We start from the raw sequence: 13535 nt of genomic DNA on the forward strand, positions 1-13535 counted from the left end.
GATGCATGCTTCCTCGGAGTGGGATCAGACCCGGGCGCCGCTGGCGCGGTCGAACAGGTGGATGCTGCGGTCGGCGGCGGTCAGGGTCAGGCTGGCGCCGGGGCGGAGGCCGCCGGGGTCGCCGCAGGTGGCCTTGACCATCCGGTCGCCGATCTGGACGTCGAGGAAATGGATAGGGCCCGCGGGCTCGATCAGCGCCAGCTCCCCGGTCAGGGACAGCGCCCCGTCCTCCGGGCCGGCCGACGGCGTCAGATCGTGCGGGCGGATGCCGACGACGCGGCTGTCATCCTGGCCGCCGGAGACGGCGGAGCCGGGCAGGAAGTTCATCTGCGGGCTGCCGATGAAGCCGGCGACGAACTGGTTGGCGGGCTCGCGATACACCGCCATCGGGTCGGCGAATTGCTGCAGCACGCCGTCATGCATCACGGCGATCCGGTCCGACAGGACCATCGCCTCCTCCTGGTCATGGGTGACGAAGATGGTGGTCACCGCCAGTTCCCGCTGCAGCCGCTTGATCTCGGTGCGCATCCGCACCCGCAGGCTGGCGTCGAGGTTGGACAAGGGCTCGTCCATCAGCAGCGCCGCCGGGTTGCGGACGATGGCGCGGCCGACCGCGACGCGCTGGCGCTGGCCGCCGGACAGCTCGGCCGGCGACCGGTCCAAGAGCTCCTCCAGCCCCAGGAGCTCCGCCGCCCAGGCCACCTGGCGCTTGATGTCGTCCGACGAGACCTTCTGCTGGCGCAGCGGGAACGCCATGTTGTCCCGCACCGCCATATGCGGGTAGAGGGCGTAGTCCTGGAACACCAGGGCGATGTTGCGGTCGCGCGGCGCCAGGCCGCTGATGTCGCGGCCGTCGAACAGGATGCTGCCGGTCGAGATCTCCTCCAGCCCGGCGATGCAGTAGAGCAGCGTGCTCTTGCCGCAGCCGGACGGGCCGAGGAAGGAGATGAACTCGCCATCGGCGATGTCGAGGTCGAGCCCCTTCAGCACCCGGTGCTGGGCATAGCTCTTGGAGACGGCGCGGATGTTGATCGAGGTCATCGGGGCCTCCCGGCTCAGCCCTTGACGGCGCCGGAGAGCGCGCCTTGGACGAGGTAGCGTTGGAACAGGAAGGCGACGAGCACCGGCGGCGCGATCGACAGCACGCTGGCGGCGAACATCGGCCCGTATTCGTAGAAGCGCGCCTGGCTGAGGAAGCCCGACAGCACCACCGGGATGGTCTGGGCGTTCGGCGTCGAGGTCAGGATCAGCGCGAACAGGAACTCGTTCCAGCTGACCAGGAAGCAGAAGATCGCGGCGGCGATGATGCCCGGCCGCGCCACCGGCAGCAGGATCTTCCACAGCATCTTCAGCCGCGAGCAGCCGTCGATCAGCGCCGCCCGGTCCAGGCTGGCCGGGATGCCCTCGAAATAGCTCTTCATCATCCAGGCGCTGAGCGGCAGCAGGATGCTGCTGTAGGCGATCACCAGCCCGGTGCGGGTGTCGATCAGCCCCAGCGTGCGGAAGATGACGAAGAAGGGCAGCACCAGGGTCAGCGCGGGCGTCATCCGCGTCAGCAGCAGGCCCCACAGGCTGATCCGGAAGAACCGGGCCTTGCCGTGCCGGGCGAAGGCGTAGCCGGCCAGGGTGCCGAGGGCGACGCTGATCGTGACGACCACCACGCCGACGACGAAGCTGTTCAGCAGCGACAGCGGCACGCGCTTGGCCTGGACGCTGGTCTCGTTGCCGCTGGCCAGCTCCGGCGCCAGCACCGCGGTGAAATTCTGCAGCGTGAAGCCGCTGGGCACCACGGTCGGCGGCGTGCGGATCAGGTCCGAGGCCGGGGTGATGCTCATCAGCACCAGGGCGATCACCGGCAGGGCCGACCACAGGAAGATCAGCAGCGCGGCCAGGGTGAAGCCGATGCGGCCGAGGACGGCCTCGACCCGGCGGGGCAGCCGCAGCCGCGGCCGGTAGGGCGGCAGCGTCACCATGGCGTGGCGCCGGCCGGTGGCGGCGCGGCTGCCCTCACCGACATCGCCTAGCACGGCGGCCGCTCGGCGGCGCTGCCGCGGCCCCAGCACCAGGAAGTACAGGATCGCCAGGACGAAGCTGAGGATGGTGAGGCCGTAGAGGATCGCCGCCCCTTCCCCGAACTTCAGGAACTGGAAGGAGTAGAGATAGCCGAGCCAGGCGAAGACCGTGGTGGCGGCGCCAGGGCCGCCGCGGGTCATGATCCACAGGATGTCGAAGGCCATCAGCGAGTTGATCGTGGCGATGATGGCGATGAACAGCAGGTTGGGCTTCAGCCAGGGCAGCGTGATGGCGAAGAAGCGGGCGACCGGCCCGGCGCCGTCCAGCATCGCCGCCTTGTGCAGGTTGCGCGGCATCGACTGCAGCCCGGCCAGCAGCAGCAGGGCCGTCAGCGGCGCCTGGTTCCAGACCTGGGTCAGGGCGACGAGGTTGAGCGCGCGGAAGCCGTCGCCGAGCCAGGGGGTGACCAGGAAACCGAGGCCGAGATCGGTCAGCAGGCCGTTCAGCGTGCCGTAGTCGCCGGCATAGACGAAGGACCAGAGGACGCCGACCGAGACCGGCGCCATCGCCCAGGGCACCAGCATGACGCTGCGCAGGACGCCGCGGCCGACGAAACGCTCGTTCAGCACCAGCGCCATGCCCATGCCGATCAGCGTGGTGCCGATCACCGAGAAGGCGGCGAAATAGGCGGTCCGCCCCAGCGCCGCCCAGAACTCGGCATTGCCAAGCATGCCGGCATAGTTGTCGAGCCCGACGAAGATCCAGCGCTTGGTGATCGGGTTGGTGCGGTGCAGGCTGAGATACAGGCTGTAGGCCAGCGGCAGGCCGACGACGGCGATCACGATCGCCAGCGTCGGCGCCACAGCACCGTAGGCGAAGCCCGGGATCCGGCCGATGCGGCGGCGCGGGCGGGACATGGCAGTGGCTTGCGGGATGGTGATCGACACCGGTCCGCCCCTCTCGCAAAGGGTCGCGAAAGGCGATCGCGGCTCGGCCGGGCGGCCCCGCGATCGCCGCTCCTGCTGGCTACTGGTACTGCTGCTTCAGCTCGGCCACCTTCTTGCCGAGCGCGTCGACGATCTCGTCGGTCGACATGGCGCCGCGGATGTAGTCCTGCACCCGCTGCATCATGAACAGGTCCCATTCCGGGAACCAGATCTGCTTGGCGATGTCGCGGGAGGTGGCGAGCTCGAGCTGCTTGTTGGTGACGTCGAGGTCGCGCCACTTGCCGAAGCTGGCGACGACCTCAGGGTCGGCCATCACCTCCTTGTAGGCGGAGCCCAGGCCGAAATCGAGCGCCCAGCGCTTGATCACGTGGTACTGGCCGTCCTTGGACTTGCCGCCGAAGAAGCGCAGCAGGTTCCAGGTGCGATCGACGTCGCTCGGCTGCGCCCCCATCATGTAGACGGCGGTCCAGGCGAAGGTCGACTTGGTCTTGCCCGGCATCAGGGCGTTCCTGACCTTGCCCGCGGCCTTGGACAGCTTGGGATCGTTGGCGACCTTCTGGTCGTAGTCGTGCAGCACCATGAAGGTGTGCCGGCCGGTGGCGTAGCTGGGCACACCCTCATTCGGCAGCGTCATGATGTCGGCCGCCACCAGCTGCTCCTTGTACAGGGCCTGATGCGTCTCCAGCACCTTGCGTAGCGCGGCGTCGTCGACGAAGTCGCCGGCGGCGTTGAAGACCGGCGCGCCTTCCGCGTACCAGCAGGAGAAGATGCTCCAGGACAGCTCCGGCCATTTCTGGCCCCAGGCGCTGTTGTAGGGCGCGTCCGACACGCCGTCCTTCTTCAGCTTGCGGCAGGCGTCCAGCAGGGCATCCCAGCTGTCAGGCACCTGCAGGCCGGCCTTCTGCAGATGCTCCTCATTGTAGATGAAGGCGTTATGCCCGGCGTAATAGGGCAGCCCCGCCAGCTTGCCGTCGGGCAGCGACATCGACTTGACGCTGACCGGGAACATGCCGGCCTTCATCTCGTCGACCCCGTCCAGCCCTTCCAGGTCGCGGGTCCACTCCGCCGTGCACCAGCGGGCGATGTGGTCCTCCTCGGCATACAACATGTCGATGCGCTGGCCGCCGGTCAGCTTGGTCTCCACCACCGGGTGGTAGTCGCCGGTCACCAGCTCGTAATTGACGGCCTCGTCATACAGCTTCTTGAAGGTGTTGACGTTCTCTTCGACGATCTGCGGCTGGAACTGCCAGCCGATGAAGCTCAGCGGCGTGGCCGGCGCGGCGCGGGCCCAGCGGCTGCCGAGCCCCGTGGCGGCGGCCCCTGCCCCCAGGGCGGCGCCCTGCAGCACGCGCCTGCGGGACAGCAGATAACGACCCAGCAGATCCTTATCCATTCGCCTCTCCTGTGATTCTGGGCTTGCTTCCAACCGACGGGAACGACCGCCGGGACGGGCTCGCTTCATTAGTATGTTTGTTCTAGCTCCAAACAAACTTGCCGTCAACACGGAGGACGTGTCACAGAGCATGAATCCGGGAGGATGGCGCCGGGTGGTCCACGCCCGCGCCGCTGCCGATACAATGTCACGGGGCCGGGCCCTGCCCCGCCCTTCAGGAAGTGCAGGCCATGTCGATTGGAAAGATGTCAGGCCGGGCGATGGACGGCGGTGCCGGCGAGGGGGCCCCTCTGCCCGGCTCGTCCGCGGAGGCGATGAAGCCGCGGCCCCCGTCCCTGCTGTCGCCGGCCAGGATGGGCGACCTCAACCGCAGCCGGCTGCTGCAGTCGCTGTTCGACCTCGGGCCGACCAGCCGCGCCGACCTGGCCCGCCACATCGGCGTCAACCGCGCCACCATCACCGGCATCGTCCAGCCGCTGATCGATGACGGCATCCTGGTGGAGGGCGAGCCGGCCTCGTCCGGCGGCACCGGCGGCAAGCCGGCCCGGCCGCTGCAGTTCTCACGCGATGCGCCGCAGATCGGGGCGGTCGACCTGCGGCACGGTTCGGTGCGCACCGCGCTGGTGTCCTGGACCGGTGAGATCACGGCCGTCGAGCGCGAGGCGTTCCCGACAGAAGGCGGCGATCCCCGGGCCGCGGTGGCGGCCGTCCTCGCCAGCCTGTCGCGCACCCTGTCGGCCGCCCGGCAGCCGCCGCTCGGCATCGGCGTCGGGGCCACCGGCATGATCGACACGGAGCGCGGAGTCATCGTCAAGGTCAACCTGGCGCCGGTGCTGTCCGGCCTCGGCCTCGGTGCGGTGCTGGAGGGGGAGACGGGCCTGCCGGTCTATCTCGACCACCATCCGCGGGCGCTGCTGCTGGCCGACCGCTGGTTCGGCATCGGCCGCAGCCTGCGCACCTTCGCGGTGCTGTACCTGTCCGACGTCATCGGCGGGGCGCTGCAGCTGGACGGGCACCTGCAGAGCGGCCCGGCCGGCGCGGGCGGCGAGCTGGGCCACACCTTCGTCCAGCTCGACGGCGAGGTCTGCGCCTGCGGCCGCCGCGGCTGCTGGGAGACGGTGGCGACCATCGGCTGGCTGCGGCGCCAGGCGCGGGCCGCCGGGCTGCCCGGGGATATGACCCCGGCCCTGCTGGCCGGACAGGCCGAGGCGGGGTCGGACGCGGCCGCGCGGCTCTTGGACCTCTATGCCCGCAACATCGCTGTCGGCATCGCCAACCTGCAGCAGACGCTGGCGCCGAACCATTTCGTGCTGCATGGCGACGTGGTCGAGGCCGGGGAGCGGCTGCGGGCGGCGATCGAGGCCCATGTCGGCCTGCTGGTGCCGCCGCGCCCCGGCAGCGAGCCCCGCGTGCTGCTGACCGACCAGAGGGGCCGCGCCACACTGCGCGGGGCGGCGGGCATCGTGCTGTCTCGCCGGCTGCAGTTCCAACTCTGACAGCTGCGGCCGGCCAGATCCGACCTCACACCGGCGCAGCCTGGCGGCCCGGAGCCAAAACGCCCTACGGCTGCCGGTCGGCAGCGGCCGCACGGCGGCCCGCGATCTCCGGATGATCCAGCGCGCTGACATGCCGTGCATCGGCACCGCCCGGCGCGCCCCAGCCGGTCACGGCGGGGCCGAAGAAGTCCTGGTTCGCGGCCCGGAACGCAGCCTCCGCCGCCGGCAACTCGTCATCGGCATAGATCGCCTGCACCGGGCAGACCGACAGGCAGATGCCGCAATCGATGCATTCCTCCGGGTGGATGTACATCATCCGCCCGCCCTCATAGATGCTGTCGACCGGGCACACCTTCTGGCAGGCGCCGTCCTTCACGTCGATGCAGGCGGAGGCGATGATGTGGGTCATGGCGCCCCCTCACCGCCCCTGCCAGCGCGGCGGGCGCTTTTCCTGGAAGGCGCGAACGCCCTCCTCCTGGTCCGCCGACCTCAGCGCCTCGACCAGGGCCGGCAGGCGCAGCGACTGGGCCTGTGCTGCGGTCAGGCCGGCCCCCGCCCGCACCATCTGCTTGATCGCCCGCACCGACAGCGGCGCGCAGGCCAGGATGTCGGCGACCCAGCGGTCGACCGCCGCATCCAGCCCCTCCGGCGCAGCCACCTCGTTGACCAGCCCCAGCCGCAGTGCCTCCTCCGCGCCGATGCGGCGACCGGTCAGCAGCAGGCCCATGGCCTGGACGTGGCTCAGCCGGCGCGGCAGCAGGGCGATGCCGCCATCCAGCGCCAGCCGGCCGACCCGCGGCTCCGGCAGGCCGAAGCTGGCGGATGCCGAGGCCACGACGATGTCGCAGCCCAGCACCATCTCCATGCCGCCGCCCAGGGCATGGCCGTTGACCCGGGCGATCACCGGGATGTCCAGCGTCTCGCGCAAAGCGATGCCGCCGAAGCCGCCGGGCCGCGGCGCCGCCCAGTACTCCAGCCCGCTGACGCCCGACCCGTCCTTCATGTCGGCGCCGGTGCAGAAGGCGCGGTCGCCGGCGCCGGTCAGGACCACGGCGCGGATGGCGCGATCCTTCTCGATCGCCTCCCAGATCCGGATCAGCTCCGCCTCGGTCGCCCGGTCGACCGCATTCATCCGGTCCGGCCGGTCGAGGGTGACGCGGGCGATCTCGCCCTCGACCGTGAAGCGCACCGTCATGACAGCACCCCCGCCTCGCGCAGCGCCCGGATCCGCGAGGCCGGGAAGCCGGCTTCGGCCAGCACCGCGTCGCCGTCGGCGCCCAGCGCCGGCGGGGCGTGGCGGATGCGGAAGGCCGACGGATCCATGGTCAGCGGCGACCCGATCAGCGCCAGCGGGTCGCCCGGCTCATGCGACACGACGCTGCCATTGGCCTTGGTCTGCTCGTGCACCAGCGCGTCGGACAGCTTGAGGACGGGGGCGCAGAGCAGATCCTGCTCGTCCAGCCGGGCCAGCCAATGCTCCGTGGTGTTGCCGGCGAAGCGCTCGCGGAACAGCGCCTGCAGCTCGGCCTTGTGCCTGACCTGGCCGGCGAAGTCGGCGGTGCGCGGGTCGGCCGACAGATCGGGCAGGCCCAGTGCTGTGCAGATGTCGCGCAGCGGATTGGCCTTGAAGGCGCCGACCAGGACGACGGCGCCGTCGGTGGTTGGAAATGCGCCGGTCAGCGGATAGGCGCCCCAGCTGAAGTCGCGGCCACGCTGCAGCCACATCGCCGCTTCCTGCATCTGCATGGCGAGCATGGATTCGAACAGCGACACCGAGACCTGCTGGCCGCGGCCGGTCTTCTCCCGCTGCAGCAGCGCCAGCAGGATCGCCTGCACCAGATGCATGCCGGCGGAATAGTCGCACAGCGAGGTGGCGTAGATGGTCAGCGGCTCGTCGTCGTTGCATTTGCGCATCATCACGCCGGACAGGGCCTGGGCCAGGATGTCCTGCCCGCCCTTGTAGGCCAGCGGCCCGGCCTGGCCGAAGCCGGAGCCGAAGGCGCAGATGATGCGCGGGTTGATCTCCGCCAGCCGGGCATAGCCGAAACCCATCCGCTCCATCACCCCGGCGCGGAAATTGTTCACGACGATGTCGGCGCCCCGGATCAGCTCGTAGACGACCTGCTTGCCCTCGTCCTGGCGCAGGTCCAGGGCGATCGACCGCTTGTTGCGGTTGAGGCTGCGGAACACCGGGTTGTTCGGCCCGTCCGGATCGTCCGGGATCGAGCTGCGCGACAGGTCGCCGGCACCCGGCCGCTCGATCTTGATGACGTCGGCGCCGTAATCGGCCAGCACCTGGGTGGCGCTGGGGCCGAGCATGACCTGGGAGAAGTCGATCACCCGGATGCCGGACAGCGGCTGCACTCCGTCGCTTTGCATTCTGCTCGTGCCCCTTCCCTATTCCGCGGCTTCCGCCACCTGCGCATTGGCCGCCGGCCGGTCGCCCGGATCGGCCCCCTGGGCCCGCAGCGTAGCCTGCAGCCGGGCGACGTCCACCCGGTCGACGGTAACGCCGGCCTGCAGCGCCAGCGCCGCCGCCACGCCCGCGGCCTCGCCCATCGCCATGCAGGGCGGGATCTCGCGCGAGATGCGCTGGGCGGCCGAGGTGGCGGAGTAGTGCCGGCCGGCGACCAGCAGCTGCGACACGTCGCGCGGCAGCAGCGACCGGTAGGGGGTGTAGTAGTCGCGGCCGCGGGCGACGCTGTCGGCGAAGTGGCGGCGCTGGGTCACATCCTCCTTCGACACGACATGGACGCCGTCCAGCAGGCGGGACTGGCGCACGCCGACCTGCGGCGCCACGTCGACGATGAAGGCGTTCTCGAAGCCGGGCATCTTCTCGCGGGCATAGGCGACCAGAGCGGCGATGCGGTCGCGGCCCTGGAAGTCGGCCCGGGTCAGGTCGTCGACCTTCAGCCCGTCGAAGCCGGCCATGTGCGGGCAGTTGCACCAGACCACGCCGGCCAGCGGCGTCTTCAGCCACCACTTGTCCCACGACCCGCCCATGATCCGCTTGGCCTCGCGGTCCAGCGCGGCGAAGGCCTCCGGCTCCTCATATTCGAAGCGCTCGGCCGCCGCGGTGTCGACGCCGCCGAGGCGGAACACGGTGGTGACGATGAAGGCGCCCTGGATGAAGGGCGCGCCGGCCGAGGCGGCGACGTCGAGATCGCCGGTGGCGTCGACCACCGCCGCCCCCATGATCGCCTGGCGGCCTTCCTTGCTGTCGCAGATCACGCCGGTGAGCCGCCCATCCTCGACGATGGCGCGGGAGAACCAGCTGTGCAGGCGCAGGTTGACCCCGGCCTCGCGCACCAGATCGTTGGCCACGCGCTTGTAGCCGTCGGGGTCGAAGGCGGCGGCGTAGCAGATCGGCTGCGGCTTGATGTGGGAGTGGAAGTCGAACACGCCCCAGCGCGACCATTTCCGCCACATCGCCGGGTCGGACCGGCGGTCGGCCTCCGGCGGCGCGACGCACAGGCCGATCCGCTCCATCCGGTCGATCATCTCGCCGCACAGGCCGCGGACGCTGATCTCGTCGCCGTTGGACATGTCGTCCAGCACCAGGACCATGCCGCCCGAGGCCAGGCCGCCGAGATAGGCGTAGCGTTCGAGCAGGATCACCGACAGGCCGTTGCGGGCGGCGGCCACGGCGGCGGAGATGCCGGCCGGCCCGCCGCCGACGACGACGAGGTCGGCGCGCGCCGCGACCGGGATCCGGCCTTCGGGTTCGACAATGGTGTCAGGCATCGTGGCCATGCTGATGGCTCCGCATTGAAGAGATCGGGGGTCGGGTCGCGCGCGGGGTCAGGCGGCGCGGACGTTCCATTTCAGGAAGCGATGCTCGGCCCAGCAGATCACGCCGAAGAAGCTGGCCGAGAACACCGAGCCGACGACGATGGTGGCGTAGAGCAGCGGCGAGTCGAAGTTGTAGGTGGCCTGGATGATCAGCGCGCCGATGCCCTTGGTGGCGCCGATCCATTCGCCGACGATGGCGCCGATCACGGCGGTCGATGCCGCGATCTTCAGGGCCGAGAACAGATAGGGCAGCGCGTTCTTCAGCCGCAGCTTGACGAACACCTCGCGCGGCGAGGCCGACAGGATGCGCATCAGCTCCAATTGCTGCGGGCTGACGTCGCGCAGGCCGCGGGTCATGTTGACCAGGGTCGGGAAGAAGCAGATCAGCGCCGCGATGGCGATCTTCGGCTCCATGCCGTTGCCCAGCAGCAGCACCAGGATCGGCGCCTTGGCCACCACCGGGATGGTGTTGATCATCACCGCCACCGGGAAGAACGCCTCCTCCAGCGTCCGCTTCCAGACGAAGGCGACCGCGATCAGGATCGCCGCGGCATTGCCCAGCAGGAAGCCCAGCAGCGCCTCGATCGCGGTCGGCACCAGGTTCGACAGCAGCATGCCGGATTTGGCGACCAGCACCTTGGCCACCGCGCTGGGCGCCGGGGCGATGAAGGGCTTGATGCCCAGCAGCGGCACCGCGATCTCCCACAGCACCAGGATCGCGGCCACGGCCAGCACCGGCAGCAGCCGGCGGCGCCAGGCCAGGAAGCGCTGGGTGCCGGCGAAGGCGGCCTGGGCCTCGGCATCCTCGGCGAAGGCGCCGGACATGGCCAAGGTGGCGGTGGCAGTGTCGGTGGCGGGCGCGACCATCAGCAGGCCTCCAGCACGCGCCGCAGCCGGGCGGCGAGGTCGACGAATTCCCGGGTCTCGCGCACCGGGATGCGGCGCGGCGACGGCAGATCGACCGGCACCAGCTCGCGTACCCGGCCCGGCCGGGCGGCCAGCAGCAGCACCTCCTGCCCCAGGAACGCCGCCTCGTAGATCGAATGGGTGACGAAGAGGATGGTCGTGCCCGTCTCCTCCCACACCCGCAGCAGCTCCTCGTTCAGCCGGTCGCGGGTGATCTCGTCGAGCGCGCCGAACGGCTCGTCCATCAGCAGCAGCTTGGGGTCGTTGGCCAGCGCCCGGGCGATCGAGACGCGCTGGCGCATGCCGCCCGACAGCTCATGCGGAAAGGCGTTCTCCCAGCCGCCGAGGCCGACCAGTTGCAAGAGCTCACGCGGGCTGCGCTGGCCCGGGCGGGCCCGGCCGCCGCCGACCTCGAGCGGCAGCTCGACATTCTGCAGCGCCGTGCGCCAGGGCAGGAGCGCCGCATCCTGGAACACGAAGCCGATGTCGCGCCGCTCCCGCGCCGCCGAGGCGCTGCCGCCGAGCACGCGTACCGCGCCGCGTGTCGGCGGGATCAGGTCGGCCACCACCCGCAGCAGGGTGGACTTGCCGCAGCCGGACGGGCCCAGCAGGGTGACGAAGCCGCCGGGCCGCACCGACAGGTCGATGCCGTCCAGCGCGGTCACCGTGCCGCGCTCGGTGGTGAAGCGGACCGTCACCCGGTCCAGGCGGATGGCGGGCTCCGCGGCCGGTTCGGCGGCGGGCGGCTCGGCGCGGACCGCGCGGTCCAGGGCGATGGCGGGCATGGGCGCCTCCCCTCAGCCGATCTTCGGGCGGTTGTCGCGGGTGGCGTCCAGCACCGCGGTGCTGATCACCGCGTCGATCGGCGGCGTGCCGGCGGAGAACTGGTCGAGCCCGGCATAGAGGTCGATCTGCTCCTGCCACACCGCGGGGTCGAAGCAGCCCCAGCCATCCTGCTTCGTCTTCTCGGTGAAGACGTAGTCGAGCAGGGTCTTGCAGGCCGCCATCTCGTCCTCGCGCACCGCGTCCGGATATTCCTGCAGGAACAGGTCGACCGCCTGCTCCGGGTTCTGGCGGGCGTATTGCCAGCCGCGGCCGGCGGCGCGCAGGAAGCCGGCCAAGAGGTCGCCCTGGCCCTCGATCGTCTCGGCGGTGGCGTAATAGGGCATGGCGTAGAGCCGCACGCCCTGGTCCCACAACCGCATGGTGATCATGTCGGGGCCCAGCACCTTGAGCGCGGTGCGGTTGGTCTCCCACCCCGTGATGCAGTCGACCTGGCCGGTCAGCAGCGGCGACATGTCGGCGCCGATCACCACGACCTCGACATCGCCCTCGGCGATGTTGTGCTTGCGCAGCAGGGCCGACAGCAGGATCCGGCCGGTGGCCTGCACCCCGACCTTCTTGCCCACCATGTCCTGCGGCGCGCGCACCGGCGCGGCCGGCAGCGAGAAGAAGCTGTAGGGGTGCTGCTGCGCCCCGACGGCGAAGCATTTCACCGGTATGCCCTGCGATGCCGCCAGCAGCAGCGAGGGGCTGGAGGAGACCTGGCCGATCTCGAAGCGGCCGGAGGCGACGATGGCGACGCCATCGATGCTGGGCCCGCCCGGCTGGATCGCGAAATCGATCTTCTCCTCCTCGAAATAGCCGAGGCGCTTGGCCACGATCTCGCCGAGCTGGTTGTCATTCGCCAGCCAGCCGAGCTGCATGTTGACGGTGCGGGTGCCGGTCGCGGCCCGCGCCAGGCCGGGGATCACCGTGGGACAGGCCAGCCCGCCGGCCAGCGCCAAGCCGGCCTTCAGCATGTGTCGCCGGCTGGCGGAGAGCGTCGTCGCCATGAAGCCATCTCCTTCTTCGGGGTCGCGTTGGACCCGGAGCTTCCCTGCCGATGCGGCTCTTGGCGGTGTCGCTCGTCGTGGCTTCCTGGGGCGACGCGTCCGCGCTCGGATCGAGAACTTTAGGAGTGCTTCGGCGCGCTTCGGAAGAATAGAATTTCGCGCGAGGTGATGCCTTTTCGGCATCACCCGGGGACGGGTTTTCGGGGGGACGACCGGCATGCATGCGGTGGTGCTGCGCTATCTCGACCATGTCGCGCGGCTGGGGTCGATCCGGCGGGCGGCGGAGGCGCTGAACGTCGCCTCCTCCGCCGTCAACCGGCAGATCCTGAAGCTGGAGGCGGAGATGGGCGCGGCGCTGTTCGAGCGGCGCGGCAACGGCGTGCGCCTGACCCCGGCCGGCGAGCACCTGCTGCGCCATGCCCGGCACACGCTGGCGGAGTGGCAGCGCACCTGCAGCGACATCGCGGCATTGTCCGGCGACCTGCATGGCGAGGTGCGGATCGTGGCGATCCCGTCGCTGCTGGTGCGGGTGGTGCCGCGGGCGATCGAGGCGGTGGCGGCGCAGCACCCGCACGTCACCTTCCGCGTCATCGACGCCGATCCGGCCGAGCATGTCGAGGAGATGCGGGCCGGCCGGCCCGACGTGGCGCTGCTGTTCATCGACCGGCGCCAGCGCAGCTATGAGCTGGCGGCCCGGCTGCGCACCGCGCTGGGCGCGATCATGCGGCCGGACCACCCGCTGGCCTCGCTGAGCGGCGTCACCCTGACGCAATGCGCCGACTACCCGGTGGTGATGCTGAACGATCCCTGGCTGCTGGATGCGGTGTCGGAGAGCGAGTTCATCCACAGCGGCGCCCAGTTCAGCGCCCGCATCCTGTCGAACTCGCTGACCGTGATGAAGGCGGCGATGCGCTCCGGCCTCGGCATCGGCTTCTTCACCCCGACGGGATTCGTCGACGAGATCCGCACCGGCGAGCTGGTCTGCGTACCGCTGATGGAGCCCGGGCTGGCGGGCAGCGAGATCGGGCTGTTCGTGCACCGCGACCGATCGGCGGCCCCGCACATCAAGGTGCTCGCGACCGAGCTGGGCCGGCAGTTGCAGAGCCTGGCGCAGGATATCGCGGCGACCGGGCGGCTGGGGGCATGAGGAGTT

Annotated in this window: 12 protein-coding genes; 2 read left to right on the top strand and 10 right to left on the bottom strand. The window is 70.4% G+C overall.

The window, feature by feature from the left end; genetic code table 11:
* Window positions 1-24 precede the first annotated feature (24 nt).
* The 3 genes from BWR60_RS02940 to BWR60_RS02950 all read right to left on the bottom strand — a co-directional run bounded on the left by BWR60_RS02940 (window position 25) and on the right by BWR60_RS02950 (window position 4353).
* A complete protein-coding gene (locus BWR60_RS02940) occupies window positions 25-1041 on the bottom strand; it encodes an ABC transporter ATP-binding protein (RefSeq protein WP_088149512.1) in 1017 nt (338 codons plus the stop codon).
* A gap of 14 nt (window positions 1042-1055) precedes the next feature.
* Window positions 1056-2960 carry an ABC transporter permease subunit gene (locus tag BWR60_RS02945; RefSeq protein ID WP_218823316.1) on the bottom strand — a complete coding sequence of 635 codons (1905 nt, stop codon included), beginning with the start codon at window positions 2958-2960 and terminating at the stop codon, window positions 1056-1058.
* Between the two features lie 79 nt (window positions 2961-3039).
* Window positions 3040-4353 carry an ABC transporter substrate-binding protein gene (locus tag BWR60_RS02950; RefSeq protein WP_088149514.1) on the bottom strand — a complete coding sequence of 438 codons (1314 nt, stop codon included), beginning with the start codon at window positions 4351-4353 and terminating at the stop codon, window positions 3040-3042.
* 314 nt (window positions 4354-4667) lie between these two features.
* On the opposite strand from BWR60_RS02950, the gene BWR60_RS02955 reads away from it, so the two are divergent.
* Window positions 4668-5849, top strand: a complete 1182-nt coding sequence (locus tag BWR60_RS02955) for an ROK family transcriptional regulator (protein ID WP_218823317.1) — start codon at window positions 4668-4670, stop codon at window positions 5847-5849.
* Window positions 5850-5913: 64 nt separating this feature from the next.
* Here the strand turns inward: BWR60_RS02955 and fdxA are convergent, their stop codons facing one another.
* The 7 genes from fdxA to BWR60_RS02990 are packed head-to-tail and all read right to left on the bottom strand — an operon-like array spanning window position 5914 to window position 12382.
* Window positions 5914-6258 carry a ferredoxin gene (gene fdxA / locus BWR60_RS02960; RefSeq protein WP_088149516.1) on the bottom strand — a complete coding sequence of 115 codons (345 nt, stop codon included), beginning with the start codon at window positions 6256-6258 and terminating at the stop codon, window positions 5914-5916.
* 9 nt (window positions 6259-6267) lie between these two features.
* Window positions 6268-7044 (bottom strand): enoyl-CoA hydratase-related protein, encoded by a 777-nt coding sequence (locus tag BWR60_RS02965; protein WP_088149517.1) that lies wholly within the window; start codon window positions 7042-7044, stop codon window positions 6268-6270.
* Window positions 7041-8228, bottom strand: a complete 1188-nt coding sequence (locus BWR60_RS02970; protein ID WP_088149518.1) for a CaiB/BaiF CoA transferase family protein — start codon at window positions 8226-8228, stop codon at window positions 7041-7043. Before BWR60_RS02970 ends, BWR60_RS02965 begins: the two co-directional genes overlap by 4 nt.
* 18 nt (window positions 8229-8246) lie before the next feature.
* Window positions 8247-9602: an FAD-dependent oxidoreductase gene (locus BWR60_RS02975; protein WP_088149519.1), complete on the bottom strand. Its 1356-nt coding sequence runs from the start codon at window positions 9600-9602 to the stop codon at window positions 8247-8249.
* Between the two features lie 48 nt (window positions 9603-9650).
* Entirely contained in the window at window positions 9651-10508 is an 858-nt protein-coding gene (locus tag BWR60_RS02980; protein ID WP_218823318.1) for an ABC transporter permease, read from the bottom strand.
* Entirely contained in the window at window positions 10508-11332 is an 825-nt protein-coding gene (locus BWR60_RS02985) for an ABC transporter ATP-binding protein (RefSeq protein ID WP_088149520.1), read from the bottom strand. The genes BWR60_RS02980 and BWR60_RS02985 overlap by 1 nt, the downstream gene beginning before the upstream one ends.
* Before the next feature lie 12 nt (window positions 11333-11344).
* Window positions 11345-12382: an ABC transporter substrate-binding protein gene (locus BWR60_RS02990; RefSeq protein ID WP_218823319.1), complete on the bottom strand. Its 1038-nt coding sequence runs from the start codon at window positions 12380-12382 to the stop codon at window positions 11345-11347.
* 217 nt (window positions 12383-12599) lie between these two features.
* On the opposite strand from BWR60_RS02990, the gene BWR60_RS02995 reads away from it, so the two are divergent.
* Window positions 12600-13529: a LysR family transcriptional regulator gene (locus BWR60_RS02995; protein WP_088149521.1), complete on the top strand. Its 930-nt coding sequence runs from the start codon at window positions 12600-12602 to the stop codon at window positions 13527-13529.
* Window positions 13530-13535 lie beyond the last annotated feature (6 nt).

This window comes from Inquilinus limosus, from assembly GCF_002195995.1.
Classification (GTDB): Bacteria; Pseudomonadota; Alphaproteobacteria; order DSM-16000; family Inquilinaceae; genus Inquilinus; species Inquilinus limosus_C.